The following is an 18,239-nucleotide window of genomic DNA, read 5'->3' as shown; positions in this document are numbered from 1 at the left end:
CCCCCACTTCATGTCCGCGATTCCCTTTTCCCGATCCCGCTCACCCGAGCTCGTGGGTATCGGCCTGATGGTCGTGGCGATCGCGACCTTTGCGGCGATGGACGCGATCGTGAAGTGGCTGTCGGCGGACTATCCGGTCGCCGAACTGGTGTTCTTCCGTGCACTAGGCACGATCGGGGTGGCGCTGTTCCTGCTGCGCGGCAGCGGTGGCGGGCTGGCGGCACTGCGCACCCGCAAGCTGTCGCTGCACCTGGTGCGCTCGCTGTGCGGCCTGGCCTCGCTCAGCCTGTTCTTCCTGTCCTATCGCCTGCTGCCCTTTGCCGACGTCTATGCCATCTCGTTCGCGGGGCCCCTGATCCTGACGGCGCTGTCGGCCCCGCTGCTGGGCGAGAAGGTCGACCGCCTGCGCTGGATGGCCGTGCTGCTGGGCCTGCCCGGGGTGCTGCTGATCGTGCGCCCGGGCCTGGGCATGGTCGACCAGGCGGCCCTGCTGGTGGTGGTCGCCACCGTCTTCTTCGCGATCGTGCGCATCATGATCCGGCTGCTCAGCCGGACCGACCCCGCACCGGTCATCGTCTTCTACTACGCCCTGATCTCGTTGCTGGTGACGGGTGCGATGCTGCCCTTCCTGTGGGTGCAGCCGACGCCGCTCGACTGGGTTCTGCTGCTGGGCACCGGCGTCATCGGCGGCTTTGCCCAGATCGCGATGACGCTGGCCTTCCGCTATGCGCCGGTCGCGACCGTAGGCCCGTTCGAGTACACGGGCATCCTGTGGGCGGTACTGATCGGCTACCTGGTCTGGGGCACGATGCCCGATGCCTGGAGCTGGGCGGGGACGGCGATCCTGATCGCCAGCGGCCTGATCATCGTGCGGCAGGAGGCAAGCGCCGGCCGCGACCGCGCGGCGGCCGAGGCCCGCCTGGGCGTCGACCAGTGAGCGCTGCGGCGGTTCGGCCTGTCAGCATCCCCGGCGGCATCGCCTGGATGCTGGTCGCGGTGGGCCTGTTCACGGTGATGGACGCCGCCGTGAAATGGCTGACGGACGATTATTCGGTCTTCCAGATCGTGTTCTTCCGTTCGCTCTTCGCTTTTCCGCCGCTGCTCTTCTGGCTTTGGCGGGCCCATGGCTTTGGCCGCCTGCGGACCCGGCGGCCGGGCACGCACCTGTTGCGCGCGCTCATCGGCTGTACCTCGATGGTGCTGTTCTTTGCCGGCTATGGAATGATGCCGCTGGCCGAAGCGATCGCCATCGGCTTCGTCGCGCCGCTGTTCATGACGGCGCTGTCCGTCCCCCTGCTGGGGGAGAAGGTCGGCATCCGCCGCTGGACCGCCGTCCTGATCGGCTTTGCCGGCGTGATGATCATGGTGCGGCCGGGATCGGGCGTGTTCGCCTGGGGCTCGCTCGTGCTGATCGGCGGCGCATTCACCTATGCGATCGTGATCGTGGTCATCCGCAAGCTGAGCGAGACCGAGCCCACGGGCACCATCGTCTTCTACTTCACCCTGTTCACGACGACGGCCAGCGCGCTGACGCTGCCCTTTGTCTGGGTGACGCCCGATGCGGCGGACCTTGCCTTGCTGATCTCCGTGGGGCTGATCGGCGGGGTCGCCCAGTTGGCCATGACGCAGGCCTTCAGCCTGGCGCCATTGGCGGTCGTCGCGCCGTTCGAGTACACGGCCATGCTGTGGGCGACACTGGTCGGCTTCGTCATCTGGGGCGACCTGCCGGACCTCTGGGCGATCGTCGGTGCCCTGGTCCTGGTCGGCAGCGGCCTCTACATCCTGCACCGCGAAAGCGTCCTGCTGCGCCAGCGCCAGCCCGACTGAACCGCGGCGGGGCTTGACCGACCCCATCGCATATGGTTTCATTTTTTTGGAAATATTTGGATATTGTGGAAGGAAATGACGATGAGCACAGCGCCCAAGCGCCCCACCTTCATCTCCGCCGTCTTCTACAAGGACCCCCTCGCGGCGCTCGACTGGCTGGAGCGCGCCTTCGGCTTCGAACGGCGCATGCTGATCACCGATGCCGACGGCAACCTCGCCCATTCCGAGATGGATCACGGCGACGGCACCATCATGGTGGGCAGCGAATGGACGGACTACATCGCCAGTCCTGCCAATACCGGCGGCCGCAACACGCAGAACGTCCATGTCCAGGTGACGGACGGGATCGACGCGCTGTTCGCCCGGGCGACTGCGGCCGGTGCCGGCGTGGCGCGGCCGCTGGAGGACCAGTTCTATGGCGACCGCACCTTCTCCGTCCGCGATCCGGAAGGCCATGTGTGGAGCTTTGCCCAGACGACGGAGATCGTCACGCGCGAGGAAGCGGAGCAGCGCTCGGGTCTGAAGATCGACGGCTGGACCGATAGTGCCTGCCCTTGACCTGACCCTGTCCGCGCTGGCCGATCCGGTACGTCGGCGCTGCGTCGAGCTGCTGCACGAGCGGCCGCACAGCGCCGGTGAACTGGCAAGCGCGCTGCGCCTCAGCCCGCCCGCGACCAGCCGCCACCTGAAGGTGCTGCGCCAGGGCGGACTGGTGGCGGAGCATCACCCGGAACGCGACGCCCGCGTGCGCATCTTCAGCCTGAACCCGGCTCCGCTGGCCGACCTGCGAGCCTGGGCAGCGCAGATGGAGGAGGTCTGGTCCGAGCAGCTTGCCGCCTTCAAGGCCCACCTGGAGGGTGCGGATTGAGCGCCCGCGTCCAGGTCTCGATCCGCGTGGCGGCGACGCCGCAGCGCGCCTTCGACGTCTTCACGCGGGAGATCGGGCAATGGTGGCGGACCGGCGGCCTGTTCCGCTTCACCCCGCGGGAGCCCGGGCGCCTGGCCTTCGAGGGCGGCGCCGGCGGACGCCTGGTCGAGCACCTCGCCAATGGCAAGGTGTTCGAGATCGGCCGCGTGACCAGTTGGCATCCTGGCGCCCTGCTCGCCTTCACCTGGCGGCAGGCGACCTTCCAGGAGGGTCAGGAAACCCATGTCCGCGTCAGCTTCGAGCCGGTGGCGGACGGCACCCGCGTGACCGTCGACCACCAGGGCTGGGAAACCGTGCCCCAGGCCCATGTCGCGCGCCATGGCATGCCGGAGGCGGTCTTCATGCAGCGCCTGGCGCAGGACTGGCTGGGCCAGATGCATGGCCTGAGGACCCAAGTCGCCTGAGGACCCAGTTGACCTGAGGACCGGGTTCACCTGCGGCGCGGCTTGCCTGGAGGGCGTTGGCGCACTATTCCTGCTGATCATTGGCAATCGCATGACGGCATGCCGCACATCTATTCCGCCGATCCCCAGTCGCCCGCCCATGCAGCGATGGCCGCCCTGGTTCTGGAGATGGGTGGCTCGGCCGTCTGCGTCTATGACGCGGAAGACCGGATCCTCTACTGGAACGAGCGCTATCTGGCGTTCTTCCCCGAGGTACGCGCGATCATTCGTCCCGGCCTGCCCTTTGTCGATACGCTGAAGGCGTTCTTTGCCGTCCAGCATCCCGGCGCCCCGGCCGAGAACCTGGAGGCGGCGGTGGCGATGGGCATGCACCGCCACTGGACCGAGACGGGGCCGCTGACCTACCAGCGCGGCGACAGCGGGCGCTGGCTGGAACTGCGCATGATCCCGCTGCTGGGCGGCGGACGGCTCAAGATCTGGACCGACGTCACCTTCGAATGGGCTCCGCAGAGCCTGGGCGAGGACGTGCTCAGCCTGCTCACGATCGCCAATGTCGGCATCATCCTGCACGATGCCGACGGCCAGCGCGTCTATGTCAATACGCGCTACTTCTCCGAACGCTTCATGGACATCACGCGGCGTCTGCCGCCGATTGCGACACGCCATGTACGGGGCGCGTGGTGGGCCGGCTTCGCCGAGCTGTTCGAGCCGGACGAGGCCTTCACCGCCCTGGTGGCCGACCCGGCGGGGGGGCCGCTGGCAGGCCCCGTGGTGCTGCGCGCCCGCAATGGCCGCTGGTTCCGGATCGAGGAACAGTCCTGGCGGGGCGGCGGCATCGCCTCCGTCTGGATCGAGGTCACGGACCTGAAGCGCCAGGAACTCGCGCTGGAGGCCAGCCACGCCGAACTGGCGATCCTGAACCGGCAGCTGCAGACGATGGCCGCCCATGACGGCCTGACCGACCTGCCCAACCGGCGTGCCTTCAATGCCCACCTGGCCACGGTGCAGGCACGCCTGCGCGCCGCGGGCGGGGCAGCCTGCGTCGCGATCCTGGACCTGGACCGCTTCAAGGCGATCAACGACCGCCTGGGCCACGCGATGGGCGACCACGCCCTGATCGAGGCGGCGCGCCGCCTGCGGGCAATGCTTGCGGCGGGCGAATTCGTGGCCCGGCTTGGCGGCGAGGAATTCGCGCTTGTCCTGTCCGGCATCGGGCTGGACCAGGCGGCCCTGCGGCTGGAGGCCTTCCGCACGGCCCTGGCGGAAACGCCCTTCGTCCTGGGCGGCGAGGCGGTGGCCGTCACCGCCTCGTTCGGCGTGGCGGCCTTGCTGCCGGGACGCGACGGCTCGCGCTCCCTGAACCTGGCCGACAAGGCGCTCTACATGTCCAAGCACCTGGGCCGCAACCAGGTCAGCGTCGACGACACGCCGGCCGACTAGGATTTCGGCCCGCAGGCGATGGCGCGCCCCTGACGCGCCGTCGCCCCCCCCTCGAGGGGTCAGCGCACCGAAGTCGTCAGGCCGACGGTGTCCACCACCTTGTTCGGGTCTGGCGGCTGGTCAGAGGCGAAGGTCGCCAGCGGCACGGGCTGCGCCGGCTTCAGCGCTACCTCGAACGTGCCGGGACGCCGCAGGAACGAGATCGCATCGTCGAACGCCTTGGCCAGGGCGGGGTGGGTGGCCATGCCCTTGGTCTGCTCAACCTGCTGGATCAGGCCCTGCCGCAGGTCGGCGGGGCTTTGGCCGCTTTCCTTGGAGCCGGCGATCAGGATCTTCTCCAGGCCGCCATCGTCGGTATAGCTGAAGTTCGCACCGACCAGGGTGGCCGCCAGCATGACCATCGGATTGGCGCCGGCAATGGCCGAGGGGATGTCGACCTGGCCCAGCGCAACACCCATCGTCATCGCGCCCATCCCGGCCCAGCGCACGCTGAACTCGTTGATGGCGCTGGTCTTGGCATCGACGTCCGCGCCGATGTCCAGGACCGCGTCGAACTCCAGCTTGTCCAGGCCGATCGCCTTGAACAGTTCGCGGGCCTCCGCATCGTCGGCGACCGACGACGGGGTCGACAGGCCCAGCACCTCGACCCGGCCTGCAATCGGATAGTCCTCATGGAAGCGGACATTGCTGATGCTGGCCCGCGCAAGCGTCAGGGGCACGTCCCCGCCGGTCTGCGGATTGGGCACCTTCATGTCGATCTTCTCGACCGCGATGCTCTCCGGGACCATGCCCTTCTGCGGGTCATAGGCGCCGATGGCGATGCGCCCGGTTCGCATGAAGTACTGGGCGTCGGCCGGATTAACCGGATCCGGGTGGCCCGAGGGGACGGCCACGAACAGGTCGTCGAACGTGATGCCGGCATAGCGGATCGACTGCGCGATATCGAGGGCCTGGCTCTCGTCGACCGATTCCATGCCCTGCGCCGTGGTCGGCGGAGCCTTGGCGAACGGCTTGGCGGACAGTGCCGCCACGCTGAACGTGCCGAACGTGCTGGTCGGCGCATCGGGGGGCGAGACGATCAGCCGCTTCACCGTCATCCGGTCGAACAGCGGCAGGAAGTCGGCGGCCCGCGGACCGCCGGCGTAGGAGTCGGGATTGAAGATCGCCTTTGCGTTCTCGCGGTTGCCGCCCAGGATGCTGATGTCTTCCAGCGCGATGAGGCCGCGCTCGATCTCGATGTCGATGCGCGAGATCAGGAGGTCGTTGCCGTTCTCGACCACGTCACCCACGACGACCTGCATTTCTGGCGCGAAGTCGCGCAGGATCTGCTCGATCTCGGCCTTGGGCGAGGATGGCGCGCCGGTCGGTACGCCAGGCACAGGCACCGGCGGCGTCACCAGCGCCTCAACCGCGGGGACGTCCACCGCAGGCGCGCTGGGCGGGGTACCCGGGATGGTCGGCGGCCGGACCGTGATGCCGGGCGCCGGCTTGGCGCCGCCGTCGATGCTGGCCGCCTGCTCGGTCGGCAGGGCCGGAGTCGCGGGGACGGGCACGGGGATCACGGCGCGCTCGTCGGTGCCCGGCGGTGTCGCGGGGTCGGCCGCCGTGGTCTCGGCCGGGGCCACAGGCACGGCTGGCGGCGCAGGCGGGGTGGCGGTGGCCTCCGGCGGGGGCGCGGCGGGCGGCGCCGGAACATCGACCGGGGGTGGCGGAACGGGTGTCGCGGGCGGTGCAGCCGCTGCCGTCTCGACCGGCTTGGGCGGCGCATAGGTGGCCTCGGCCACGACTTCGCCCGACGACAGGAAGTTCAGCTTCGTCCCGTCGATCTGGATGCCGCTGCAGGCGAACAGCATGTCGTTGTAGTAGAAGCACATCTGGTCACCCTTGACGTCCCACTTGCCGTCATAGGCCTGACCTTCCAGCAACCCCTCGATCGTGCCGTCGGCGCGATAGGTTTCCTGGTACTTGCCCTGGAGATTGGTGCCCTCGATCGTCGCATTGATCATGCGATCGCGGATCTCCCCGCCCGTCAGCTGCTGGGCCTGCGCCATGGCCAGCCCCGGAAGCAACCCGAACAGGCTGACCATCAAGGTCGCACGTTTCGCCGCCATCGTGCGTCTCTCCCCATTAAGCATGTGCCCGCCCAGGGTCACCATGGGCGGGCGCCAAGTCAATCGATTGGGGCGGATGATCCTGTGACACAAGTCACGCGGGGAAGTGTCCGCCCGGTCCCCTCCCCGCGCACCCGGCCGTTCAGGCCAGGTAGTCGTGCAGCACGCGACCGAAGGGCAGCGTCAGGTCGGCGATGAAGTGGCGGCCACCGACGATCTTGCGCACCGGCAGGTCGGCCACCGGCGCGTTGACGTGCGGCACCAGGTGCAGGCGTGCCGGACCTTCCCAGGTCCCCTTCAGCGTCACTTCCGTCAGGTTGTATGCGACCAGCTGGGCGATCTTCGGCGAACCGTCGACGTCCGGGATGATCTTCAGGTTGACCTGCGTCTTGTTCAGCGCGGCGATCGTCTTTTCAGGCTTGCGGGTCAGGTTGTCGTGCTTGTAGGCCATCGTGCCCATGGCGACCAGCTGCCCAGCATAGTGCAGCGTGCCGGTCAGCGTATCCTCGGCCACCCACAGCTTCGGATGCGCGAACTTCTTGGGGAAGCCCCAGATTTCGCGGCCCGCCGCCACCGGCGGATCGCAGTCCAGGTACATCTGGGCGACGAAATTCACCGGCTCGCCCTGGTAGGTGCAGGGGATGACGACACCGGATTCGGTGTAGTCGCCGAAGCCGGAGCTGTCCGGCATCTTGATGAATTCGTAGAAGACCTGGTTGCCCACCGGCTCCAACGGCTCCGGCACCGCCTCGCGCACCAGGTCGGCATCGCTCTCATAGACGATGATCAGGTACTCGCGATTGACGAAGCGATAGGGCCCATGCGGATAGCTGGGGCTGGCCGCCGGCATCGAGGGGATCTTGAGGATCTGCTCTCTGTTCATCGTGTCGATCTCCGTTGGCGGCCGGGCGCGCCGGCCGCGATCAGTCGTGAAGTCTTGGACCCGGATGCTGCCCTGGGGCGGCGCCGGAAGCCGGCGTCGTCCAGGCGGCTGTAACCAGCCCCGTCCCAGGCACGGCGGCAGGAATGCCCTGCCGCCCTGCCTGGTCCGAAGCCGCCACAACCACTGTGCGCTAAAGGAACTTGGTGTTGATGTCGGTCGAGGATTCCCGGCCGATCTTGTCCGAATGCTGTGACAGGAATTGCTCCGCCCGTTCGCGTCCCAATTCGAACAGCCAGCGCAGATAGGACCAGTCGGCGTTGAGCTTGGACGAGACGCCCATCCGGTTCATCACGTCCTCGGCATCGACCGAGTGGATCAGCATGCGCTTCAGGCGGCCGCCATCGTCGAAGCCGCGGTCGATCAGGCTGGTGACGAAGCCGATCGCCCGCATCTCGCGCATCAGGCTCGAATTGAAGCTGAGCGTGTTGATGCGGTCCAGGATCCCCTGCGCCGTGGTGGGCAGTTCGGGGATCTGGATCGGGTTGATCTGGATGATCAGCACGTCCCGGCTGTCGCAATTGTAGATCAGCGGATAGATGGGCGGGTTGCCCATGTAGCCGCCGTCCCAGTAATGCTCGCCATCGACCTCGACCGCCTGGAACAGGAAGGGCAGGCAGGCCGATGCCAGGACCGCGTCGACCGTCACGTCGCGCTCGCGGAACACGCGGATGCGCCCCGTCAGGACGTTGGAGGCACAGATGAACAGCTTCACCGCGCGTTCGTGGTGCAGCATGTCGGTGTCCAACACTTCCGCCAGCGTCTGCTTCAGCGGATTGTAGTTGAACGGGTTCATCTGGTAGGGCGACATCATCCGCGAGATGGTGTCGAACGTGTGGTAGATCGGGGAGTATTCCAGGCCCCGATTGCCCATCAGGCGGTCCATCCAGCTTTGCTGGAGGGGGGAGAAGCGCGCCCCGTCCGAGATCTTCTTCCAGAAGGTCTCAAGCAGCTTGCGCGCGCCCTCGCGCCCGCCCGCGGCCAGGCCGCAGGTCAGCACGGCAGCGTTCATGGCACCGGCGCTGGTGCCCACCACCCCTTCGATCTCGATCGACGGATCTTCCAGAAGGCGGTCGATCACGCCCCAGGTGAAGGCCCCGTGCGAGCCCCCACCCTGCAGCGCCAGGTTGATGCGGCGTACCGCGGTCATCGGCTTGCCCTCCCGTCCGGGGCCGCTCCTAGTGCGCCACCCAGCCGCCGTCGACCGGGATCGCGACACCCGTCAGGGTCGAGGCCGCGTCGGACGACAGGTAGACGGCCAGGGCGCCCATCTGCTCCACGGTCGCGAACTCGCGGTTCGGCTGCTCCTTCAGCAGGACCTCGGTGATGACCCGGTCGCGCGGCAGGTTGTGCGCCTTGGCCTGGTCGTCGATCTGCTTCTCGACCAGCGGCGTCCAGACATAGCCGGGGCAGATCGCGTTCGAGGTGATGCCTTCGCGCGCGCATTCCAGCGCGACGACCTTGGTGAAGCCGATCACGCCGTGCTTGGCGGCGACATAGGCCGACTTGAAGGGCGAGGCGATCAGGCCATGCACCGACGAGACGTTGATGATGCGGCCATAGCCCTTCGCCTTCATGCCGGGCAGCGCCGCCTTGGTGGCGTGGAACACCGACGACAGGTTGACGGCGATGATCTGGTCCCACTTGTCGACCGGGAACTCATGCACGGGCGTGACGTGCTGGATACCGGCATTGTTGACCAGGATATCGACCGAGCCGAATTCCGCGGTCGACTTCTCGATCAGGCCATAGATCTGGTCAGGCTGCCCCATGTCGGCAGCGACGAAGGTCGTCCGCACGCCAAACTTCTTGCCGGCGCTCTCGACCAGGGCCAGCTGCTCTGCGTCCGCCTTGCGTCCGTTGAAAACGATATCCGCCCCGGCCTCGGCCAGGGCGTTGGCGATGCCAAGCCCGATGCCGCTGGTGGAACCCGTGACGACTGCCACTTTGCCTTTAAGCGCGCCCATTTCGTCCCCCTGTCTTCCCTGTTGCGCCGCGATGATGATCGGGAAGCCCGCACCACTCAATTGCGGCGATAGTTAACGAATCGTTGTGTCGCCCGGATGTCACGGCGCTCACAGTCCGCCGGGATTTCCCCGTCGGGGTTCCGGCAAGGCCGCCTGCGCGTTCCGTCCCCTGCAACCCCTTCCGGCCATGCGTAAACCCTGGCGCCACGCATCCCCTGTCCGCTGCCTGGCGCCGAGCTTGGTCCCCGCGCGCGGATGGCGCGGATCGCGGTGCACGTCGCAGGTTCAATCGCACCCGACCCCATATCCGGTGCCGCAGTGCCCGCGACCCACCAGATCCAGCCCAGCCGGCCCGGCCTTCCTGGCGGCCGTCGCTAACCGATCGGCAAGCCCCGCACTCGCCGCCGCCATGCCAACGGCGACGACCGCGGGAGCCAATCCATCACCCCTCACGCAGTTTTCACTTTTTCGCGATCAAAAATCACGGAAAATTCACGCGATCGTGAACTCTATTCATTGCGCCCGGCAGACATGGTTAACATGCCTCGTGCCGTCGTGTCCCGCGCAGCCTGTGCGCTCCTGTCGCAGGGGATTTCGGGATTGTCGACGATCCACCGTCGCGGTTGCAATCGGCGATGCCACCAATTGGGAATCGGGATCGCGGCAGGGCCAGCAAAGACCCGGTGGGGACGTGCCGCCGCCGCCCCCGGGCTACCCCCACGGGCATCGGCCCAGGGCCAGCTTCGGGGCCTCCCCCACAGACAAAAGAGCTTTCCGCCACAGGCGTTTACCATGTTGTGTACCGGTGGTGATGGAACTCTGTCCGCAGGCGGATCACGGACCCTGTGATCGCACCCGGATTCCCGATCCGTTCGTGATCGGCGCATCCAGGGCTTGGTGTCATCGCACCAAGGAGCGGTGGTATCGTTCGCCGTGTTCGGCAGTTTGCCCGCAGGGGTTGGGCCGACCCGGCCGGACCAGTGGAGCCTTCGGCAGCTTCGTCATCCCCGACGGATTTCGTGACGCGTCCATTCATCCAGGTTCACAGCCCCGCCGCGATGCGTGAGACCGACCAGCAAGGTGCGGCCGACGACATTGTTGCGGACAAGGCGGCCGAACTCGGCGCGCTGGCGCGGGCCGTCGCCCGCCTGCGCGAGGACGCGCGCACCGTCGCCGCCTCCGCCGCCGAGATCGAGGCCGGCTGGAGCCTGCTGACCACCGTGTTCAATGCGCTGGACCAGGGCATCGCCGTGTTCAGCCAGAACGAGCGCCTGCTGGCCGCCAACGCCGCATACAGCAGCCTGCTGGCCCTGCCCTCAAACCTCACGCGGCCGGGCATTTCGCTGTGGGACGTGATGGCCCACCAGATCCGCCAGGGTTATCTGGGGCCGGGCGACACCTACACGCTGCTGACCCATGCCAAGCAGCGCTGGAGCGGTCAGGACGATACCTGGGAGCAGCGCCATGCCGACGGCCGCTGGCTCCGCGTGGGCCGGGCCCCCCTGCCCCATGGCGAGGTGATGATGGTCGTCACCGACATCAGCGCCACGCGCGCGGCCGAGGCCGCCTTGCGCGCGAGCGAGGCCCGCCTGCTCGAGGCCGACCGCATGAAGAACGAGTTCCTGGCCAGCATGAGCCACGAACTGCGCACGCCGCTGAATGCCATCCTGGGCTTTTCCGAGGTCATCACGACCGGGCTGATGGGCGACCTGCCGCCCAAGGTGGTCGAGTACTGCAAGGACATCCACGCCAGCGGCGTGCACCTGCTGGCGATCATCAACCAGGTCCTGGACCTGTCGAAGATCGAGGCCGGACGCTTCGAGTTGGACCTGGAGATCTTCGACCTGCCGTCCATCGTGCAGTTCGCCTGCGCCATGCTCTCGCCCGAGGCGCAGGCCAAGTGGCTGAACGTGGAGACGCTGCTGCCGCCCGACCTGCCGCGCCTCAATGCCGATCGCCGGGTGGTGGGGCAGATCCTGCTCAACCTGCTCTCCAACGCGGTGAAGTTCACGCCGGAGGGTGGGCGCGTCACGGTCGAAGGGCGCATCGACCTTCAGGGCGACCTGCTGCTGATCGTGACCGATACCGGCATCGGCATCGACATCGACGAGCAGGACCGCGTGTTCGAGCCGTTCCGCCGGGCCTCCCACGGTCCGGCGCGGCGCATCACCGGCTCCGGCCTCGGCCTGCCGATCAGCCGCAGCTTCATGGAACTGCATGGCGGCAGCCTGGCGATCGAGAGCAAGCCCGGCCAGGGGACGCGGATCACCGCCCGCTTCCCCTCCGCCCGGGTCGTCCCGGGCACGCCCGAGGCCCCGCCCCGCCCCGAGCCCCCGAAATCCGCCCCAAGGCCAAGGGCCTGAGCGTCTGAGGGCAGGCCGTTCGGCGATTCTGCGCGGTCTCGATCCACCTCAACGACATTCCCCGGGGCATCCCCTGGGCATGCGAGTGCGGAGGGCGCCGACCTTGCCCCCTCCGCCTTGGTCCGCCGCCCCCTACAACACGCCCAGCATCTTCGCGACCAGGGGATGGCGCACGATGTCGGTGTCGGACAGGCGGACGACGCCGATGCCGGACACAGTCTCCAGCCGACGGGCAATGTCCGTGAGGCCCGACAACCCTTCGAGCAGGTCGCTCTGGTCGGGATCGCCGGTCAGGACCATTGTCGCGTTCCATCCCAGCCGGGTCAGCAGCATCTTGATCTGGGCATAGGTGCAGTTCTGCGCCTCGTCGATCACGACGAACGCATTGTTGAGCGTGCGCCCGCGCATGTAGGCGACGGGTGCGATCTCGATCTGGCCGTTCGCCAGCGCCATGCGCAGGCGCTTGGCGCCCAGGCGGTCGTTCAGCGCGTCATAGAGCGGCTGCAGATAGGGGGCCAGCTTCTCGTTCACGTCGCCGGGCAGGAAGCCCAGGCTCTCCCCCGCCTCGACCGCCGGCCGGGTCAGAACGATGCGGCTGACCCGCCCTTCCTCCAACGCCTCGACCGCGGCGGCAATCGCCAGGTAGGTCTTGCCCGTGCCGGCTGGCCCCAGGGCCAGGACCAGGTGATTCTCCGCGATCGTGGTCATGAGGGCCTGCTGCCCCGGCGACTGCGCCCGCACCTTGCGCACATAGCGCTGGTCGCGGGCTTCCTCGACCGGGCTCCAGTCGGTTTCGGCCTCGGCCGGCCCCAGCGGCGTCGGCCGCAGGAACAGCGGTTGCACCACGGCTTCGTCATTCACCTTGGGACGCGCGGCACGACGGGTCATGCGATACCTCCAATCGGAACGGAACCATAGGAACGGGGGGCCACCCGGCAGACGCGTGGGACCACGCGCCCGCCCCTGCGGCGGAGCACAAACGAAAACGCCTCCCGAAGGGGAGGCGCAGGCAGGACATCGGACATGGCCAGGATACGGGACGGGCACGGCCCCGGCGGTCCTGGGCGCGGGCGCAGGGACCGCTGCAGGACGGGTCGCTGACCCCGGAACGGGATACGTGACTGCTTCAGCACAGCCTCCCTTCCGCCTCGCCGCCCGGTCGGTCAGGCCCGCGCCACGGAGCACGGGATTGACGGGCGCGAAGCACGCATGCCGACTATAGCGGCCCCGCCTTCACACTGTCCCCATATTTTGACACAGGCATGACAACAGACCACCGCATGTGGCCCGGATATCCAGGGCTTGTGTCCTGTCGCCCGACATGGCGGATTCCTGGCGCATGAGGGTGCTGAGACGGCTGTTTCGTGGCCTGGGCTGGCTGCTGCTGGGGCTGGTCGCCCTGGTCCTGCTGGGGGCCGGCGGCCTTGCCCTGTGGCTGATGCGGTCGGTCGCGCCTTGGGACGGCACTGCCGCCATCGCCGGCCTGCAGCAGCCGGTCCAGGTCGTGCGCGACCGCCACGGCGTGCCGCACATCAAGGCGGCCGACGCCGCCGACGCCGTGCGCGCGCTGGGCTATGTCCATGCCCAGGACCGCCTGGTGCAGATGGAACTGAACCGCAGGCTGGGCGCCGGCCGCCTGGCGGAACTGGTGGGGCCAAGCGGCCTGGTGCCCGACCGCCTGATGCGCACGCTGGGCGTCTACCGCCTGGCCGAGGAGGAGGCCGCCGCCGCCAGCCCCGATGCCCGCGCCCTGCTGGACGCCTATGCCCAGGGCGTGAATGCCTGGATCGACCAGGTGCGGGGCAGCGCACTGACCCCCTGGCCGCCGGAGCTTTCCCTCCTGCTGGCCTCGCCCGAGCCGTGGCGCCCGGCCGATACGCTGGTGATCGGCAAGCTGCTGGGCCTGCTGCTGGGCGGCAACTGGTATTCCGAATTGCGCCGTGCCCAACTTTTGGCCGCCCTGCCCGCGGACCAGGTCGACCTGCTGCTGCCGCCACCGGACCCCGCCGACCGCCCCAGCATCCCCGCCGTCGACCAGGCCCTTCTGGATCCTGAAAGCCTGGCCCGGCTGGCGGCGGCGGTGCCCGCCTGGGTCGACGCGCAAGGTGCCTCCAACGCCTGGGCCGTGGCCCCCGACCGCAGCGCGACCGGTTCCGCCATCCTTGCCAACGACCCCCACCTGGGCCTCAGCGCGCCCGACATGTGGTACCTGGCGCGGATCGACGCGCCCGGTTTCACGGTCGCTGGCGCCACCACGGCGGGTATTCCCTTTCCCCTGCTGGGCCACAATGGCCGCGTCGCCTGGGGCATGACCACGACGGGCGCCGACACGGCCGACCTGTTCGTGGAACGCCTGGACCCGGCTGATCCCGGCCGCTACCAGGTGCCGGGCGGCGGCAGTGCCGCGTTCGCCACGCGGCAGGAAACGATCAAGGTCCGCTTCGGCGAGGCGGAAGTGCTGACCGTCCTGAGCAGTCGCCATGGCCCCGTCCTGCCCCAGGGCGTGGGTCCCGCCTTCACCCGCCCGCCCGGCACCGTCGTCGCCCTGGCGCATACCGCGCTGCAGCCGGGTGACACCACCGTCGACGGCCTGCTGGGCATGGTCCGCGCAGCCGATGCCAAGGCCTTCGTGGCGGCGCTGGCGGCCATGCACGCGCCGGTGCAGAACCTGACCTTCGCCGATCGGGATGGCACCGTGGGCCTGGCGATTGCCGGGCGCATCCCCGTGCGCCGCAGCGCCCGCAGCGCCGTGCCGGCCCCCGGCTGGACCGGCGAGTACGACTGGATCGGGTTCCTGCCCTTTGCCCAGATGCCGCGCACCGTGGCCCCGGCGGGCGGGGCCGTGTGGAATGCCAACAACCGCATCTCGTCCGGCACCCCGTTCATCGGCACGGACTTCGATCAGCCCTTCCGCGCCGACCGCATCCAGGCGCTGCTGGACCAGGAACCGCTCAGCCTGGACAAGGCCCAGGCGATGCAGCTCGACGTGCAGTCCGGTGCCACCGCCCTGGTCCTGCCCCGGCTGCTGGCGCTGGCCGGGCCCGGCACGCCCGACCAAGCGCCGATACTCCAGGGCCTGGCCGCCTGGGACCATGACCTGGCGCCCGAACGGTGGGAGCCGCTGGTCTATCACGCCTGGCTCCACGCGCTGGAGCCGCGCCTGCTTTCGGACCGGCTGGTCGGCAACGAACGGCTGCTGCGCGGGCTGAAGCCGCAGGGGCTGCTGCGCCTGCTGGACCGCGCGCCCGACTGGTGCGACGACCGCCGGACGCGGGAGGTCGAGGATTGTCCGACCCAGGTGCGCGGCGCCCTGGCCGACGCCCTGGCGGCCCTGGCCGCGACCTGTGGCGCGGACCATGCCGCCTGGCGCTGGGACGCGGCGCATGTCGCCGTCCTGTCCCATCCGGCGCTGGGCCAGGTGCCCTGGCTGCGCGACCTGTTCAACCTGGAGGCACCGATCGGCGGGGGGGAGGATACGCTGCTGCGCGCGGCGATGGATCCCGGCAACCCGGAACGGCCGTTTGCCGCCGTCCACGGGGCCGGCTTCCGCGGAGTCTACGATCTGGGCGACCTCGACCGGTCGCGTTTCATGATCTCGGCCGGGCAGTCGGGCAATCCGTATTCCGAGGCCTATGGCGACCTCCTGCCGCTCTGGCGCGACGGCGCCATGGTGCCGCTGCCGCCCCAGCCAGAGGGCCCATTGCGCGGCACCCTGAGCCTGGCCCCCGCGCCGGCCACCCCGTGAACCGGGCCGACCGCTGGGCCTGGGCGGTGCTCGCCGCACTGGTTGCGGCAACGCTGGCCCGGGGCGTAGTGCAGGCAGCACTGGCGGCCCACGGGGCCCTGCACTACCCATTCGAGATCGACTACAGCGAAGGCACGACCGCGGCCCAGGTCCTGGGCCTGCAATCCGGCGTGCTCTATGCCCCGCTGGGTCCGGAGCAGTTGATGGCCTGGTGCTATGCGCCCGTCTATCTGGCGCTGGCAGCGCTGGCCGATGCCGGGCTCGGCGACATCCTGCTTGCCGGGCGGCTGGTGTCGCTGGCCAGCGCCGTCCTGTGGTCGGCGGTGCTGGGCCTGGTCTGCCTGCTGGCGACGGACGGGCTCGCCCGGCGGCCGCGCCTGCTGGGGGCCGTCGTGGCGGCGCTGTCGCCGTGGTGCTTCCTGCCCGTGCGCGGCTGGGCGCCGCTGATGCATGTCGACTTCACCGCGATCCTGCTGTCGACCGCGGGCATTGCCTGCGTCCTTGCCTCGCCCCGCCGGCCCGGCCTGCTGGTCCCGGCGGTGATGCTGTTCCTTGCGGCGCTCTTCACCAAGCAGAGCGCGCTGGCGGCCCCCCTTGCGGCCAGCCTTGCCGTTGCCGTCCATTGGCCGCGGCGGGCCCTGGCCTGCGTGCTGGCGGCCGTGGCCCTGGGGGCCGCCGGCCTGGGCCTGATCGTGGCCATCAGCGGGGCGTCCGCCCTCGACCATCTGTTCCTCTACAATACGCATGGCGCGCGCCTGGGCCGGCTGGGGGCGCTGGTCCTGCTGCCGGTCGGGCTGTGCCTGTCGCTGGCGCTGGTCATCCTCTGGCTGCGCCAGGCGGGCGCCGCGCGTGGGCAGCCGGGCGCATTTCCGCGTCTGCTCCTGGCCCTCTACCTGGCCACCACCGCGCTGATGACCCTTGGCGTCATGAAGATCGGCGCCAACTGGAACTACACGATCGAGATGCTGGGCGTGTGGGCCGTGATCGGCGGCATCATGGCTGCCCGGGCCTGGTCTGCGCGGGCGGCCGGGACCCTGCCGGGACCGGCCGCGCCGGTCGCGCTGTCCCTGCTGGCCCTGGTCCAGCTGGCGTTCCCCTGGCCCGACTGGCAGGCCGTGCCCGACGCCCAGGCCAGGGCGGATGCGGCGGCCGTCAGCGCCTTTGTCCGCACCCTGCCGGGCCCGGTCCTGAGCGAGGATCCGGCCACGCTGCTCCATGCGGGCAAGGTCCCCGTCGCCGACATCTTCCTGCTCAGCCAGCTCGCTTTGGCCGGGATGGTCCCCGACAGCCTGATTGACGCACCGATCCGGGCTGCGGAGTATGGCGCCATCGTCGTGACGTCGAACTCGCCCGAAGTCTGGCTGCCGTCGACGCGCGATGCGATCAGGACCCATTATTCCCTGGCCCGGACCTTTGGACGCTATGCCATCCACGTCCCCGCCGCACGCTGAGGCGGCATCCGGCGTCCCGGTCCTCTCCGTCGTCGTGCCCATGCACAACGAGGAGCCGATGCTCGACCTGTTGTTCGGCCGGCTCAAGGCGGTGCTCGATCCCCTGGGCGAGAGCTATGAGATCGTCTGTGTCGACGACGGCAGCAAGGACGCGACGGTGGAGCGCCTGGCTAGTCGCGCCGCCGCCGACCCCACGATCCGCATCGTCAAGCTGTCGCGCAATTTCGGGAAGGAGAACGCGATCACGGCGGGCCTGGACCATGCGCGGGGGCAGGCGATCGTGCCGATGGACGCCGACCTGCAGGATCCCCCAGAACTGATCCCCGAGTTCCTGGGCCTGTGGCGCCAGGGCTATGACGTGGTCTATGGCCTGCGCCGCAGCCGGAACGAGGACACCGCGGTCAAGCGCCAGACGGCACGGGCCTTCTACCGCGTGTTCAACGCCCTGACCGAGGTGCGCATCCCGTCCGATGCCGGTGATTTCCGCCTGATGGACCGCCGCGTGGTCGAGGCGGTGCGCCGCCTGCCAGAGCGCAACCGGTTCAACAAGGGGATCTTCGCCTGGGTCGGCTTCCGCCAGGTGGCGGTTCCCTATGACCGGCCCGAGCGCGCCGCCGGCACCAGCAAATGGCCGCTCTGGCGCCTGTGGAACTTCGCGCTGGACGGCATTACCGGCTTTTCCACCCTGCCCCTGCGGCTGTGGAGCTATCTGGGCTTTGTCGTCGCCGTCGCCTCCATCGTCTATGGCTCGTACCTGGTCCTGCGGGTGCTGTTCCTGGGGGTGGAGGTGCCAGGCTATGCCTCGACCATGGCCGCGGTCCTGTTCCTGGGCGGGATCCAGCTCCTGACACTTGGCATCTTCGGCGAATACCTCGGCAGGCTCTATGGCGAGGCCAAGCGCCGGCCGCTCTACATCGTCGACCGGCTGCACGGCTTTGACGACGCGCCACCCCTGCGCAACGATCGTCGGCTCGATTGAGGCCTTGCTTTGAAAGGCCCGTCTCGACGCCGCCGCCGGACGCGGCTTAGGCTCGGGCCGGGAGACGAAGCGGACGGAAGGGGT

At 69.0% G+C, this 18,239-nt stretch carries 15 protein-coding genes; 10 read left to right on the top strand and 5 right to left on the bottom strand.

From position 1 onward, the window contains the following. The first annotated feature begins 10 nt into the window (after positions 1–10). From ACI6GS_RS12120 to ACI6GS_RS12095, 6 genes are all read left to right on the top strand, one after another. On the top strand, positions 11–937 hold the full coding sequence (locus tag ACI6GS_RS12120) for a DMT family transporter (RefSeq protein WP_439813707.1): 927 nt from the start codon (positions 11–13) through the stop codon (positions 935–937). Then, on the top strand, positions 934–1,827 hold the full coding sequence (locus ACI6GS_RS12115; RefSeq protein WP_439813706.1) for a DMT family transporter: 894 nt from the start codon (positions 934–936) through the stop codon (positions 1,825–1,827). Before ACI6GS_RS12120 ends, ACI6GS_RS12115 begins: the two co-directional genes overlap by 4 nt. Before the next feature lie 81 nt (positions 1,828–1,908). Continuing rightward, positions 1,909–2,385: a VOC family protein gene (locus ACI6GS_RS12110; protein WP_439813705.1), complete on the top strand. Its 477-nt coding sequence runs from the start codon at positions 1,909–1,911 to the stop codon at positions 2,383–2,385. Then, positions 2,372–2,695 (top strand): ArsR/SmtB family transcription factor, encoded by a 324-nt coding sequence (locus ACI6GS_RS12105; RefSeq protein ID WP_439813704.1) that lies wholly within the window; start codon positions 2,372–2,374, stop codon positions 2,693–2,695. The genes ACI6GS_RS12110 and ACI6GS_RS12105 overlap by 14 nt, the downstream gene beginning before the upstream one ends. After that, positions 2,692–3,159: an SRPBCC domain-containing protein gene (locus tag ACI6GS_RS12100; protein WP_439813703.1), complete on the top strand. Its 468-nt coding sequence runs from the start codon at positions 2,692–2,694 to the stop codon at positions 3,157–3,159. The genes ACI6GS_RS12105 and ACI6GS_RS12100 overlap by 4 nt, the downstream gene beginning before the upstream one ends. Before the next feature lie 99 nt (positions 3,160–3,258). Then, a complete protein-coding gene (locus ACI6GS_RS12095) occupies positions 3,259–4,599 on the top strand; it encodes a diguanylate cyclase domain-containing protein (RefSeq protein WP_439813702.1) in 1,341 nt (446 codons plus the stop codon). A gap of 59 nt (positions 4,600–4,658) precedes the next feature. Here the strand turns inward: ACI6GS_RS12095 and ACI6GS_RS12090 are convergent, their stop codons facing one another. The 4 genes from ACI6GS_RS12090 to ACI6GS_RS12075 all read right to left on the bottom strand — a co-directional run bounded on the left by ACI6GS_RS12090 (position 4,659) and on the right by ACI6GS_RS12075 (position 9,617). After that, complete coding sequence (locus tag ACI6GS_RS12090; protein WP_439813701.1) at positions 4,659–6,710, bottom strand: hypothetical protein; 2,052 nt, start codon at positions 6,708–6,710, stop codon at positions 4,659–4,661. A 142-nt stretch (positions 6,711–6,852) separates the two neighbouring features. Continuing rightward, positions 6,853–7,593 (bottom strand): acetoacetate decarboxylase, encoded by a 741-nt coding sequence (locus ACI6GS_RS12085; protein ID WP_439813700.1) that lies wholly within the window; start codon positions 7,591–7,593, stop codon positions 6,853–6,855. Between the two features lie 190 nt (positions 7,594–7,783). Continuing rightward, entirely contained in the window at positions 7,784–8,800 is a 1,017-nt protein-coding gene (locus tag ACI6GS_RS12080; RefSeq protein ID WP_439813699.1) for a patatin-like phospholipase family protein, read from the bottom strand. 28 nt (positions 8,801–8,828) lie between these two features. Beyond that, entirely contained in the window at positions 8,829–9,617 is a 789-nt protein-coding gene (locus tag ACI6GS_RS12075; RefSeq protein WP_439813698.1) for a 3-hydroxybutyrate dehydrogenase, read from the bottom strand. Positions 9,618–10,675: 1,058 nt separating this feature from the next. Between ACI6GS_RS12075 and ACI6GS_RS12070 the strand changes: the two genes are divergently transcribed. Further along, a complete protein-coding gene (locus tag ACI6GS_RS12070; protein WP_439813697.1) occupies positions 10,676–11,980 on the top strand; it encodes a sensor histidine kinase in 1,305 nt (434 codons plus the stop codon). Between the two features lie 132 nt (positions 11,981–12,112). On the opposite strand, the gene ACI6GS_RS12065 is transcribed toward ACI6GS_RS12070, so the two are convergent. After that, on the bottom strand, positions 12,113–12,868 hold the full coding sequence (locus ACI6GS_RS12065; protein ID WP_439813696.1) for a PhoH family protein: 756 nt from the start codon (positions 12,866–12,868) through the stop codon (positions 12,113–12,115). A gap of 451 nt (positions 12,869–13,319) precedes the next feature. Between ACI6GS_RS12065 and ACI6GS_RS12060 the strand changes: the two genes are divergently transcribed. The 3 genes from ACI6GS_RS12060 to ACI6GS_RS12050 are packed head-to-tail and all read left to right on the top strand — an operon-like array spanning position 13,320 to position 18,155. Continuing rightward, complete coding sequence (locus ACI6GS_RS12060) at positions 13,320–15,725, top strand: penicillin acylase family protein (protein WP_439813695.1); 2,406 nt, start codon at positions 13,320–13,322, stop codon at positions 15,723–15,725. Next, positions 15,722–17,176 (top strand): hypothetical protein, encoded by a 1,455-nt coding sequence (locus ACI6GS_RS12055; protein WP_439813694.1) that lies wholly within the window; start codon positions 15,722–15,724, stop codon positions 17,174–17,176. Before ACI6GS_RS12060 ends, ACI6GS_RS12055 begins: the two co-directional genes overlap by 4 nt. Continuing rightward, positions 17,148–18,155 (top strand): glycosyltransferase family 2 protein, encoded by a 1,008-nt coding sequence (locus tag ACI6GS_RS12050; protein WP_439813693.1) that lies wholly within the window; start codon positions 17,148–17,150, stop codon positions 18,153–18,155. The genes ACI6GS_RS12055 and ACI6GS_RS12050 overlap by 29 nt, the downstream gene beginning before the upstream one ends. Positions 18,156–18,239: the final 84 nt, after the last annotated feature.

Origin of the sequence: Zavarzinia sp. CC-PAN008 (assembly GCF_051903925.1) — a bacterium.
In the GTDB taxonomy this organism is placed as follows: domain Bacteria; phylum Pseudomonadota; class Alphaproteobacteria; order Zavarziniales; family Zavarziniaceae.
The sequence above is the reverse complement of the archived record's forward strand: the minus strand, read 5'-3'. Positions and strand labels throughout refer to the sequence as shown.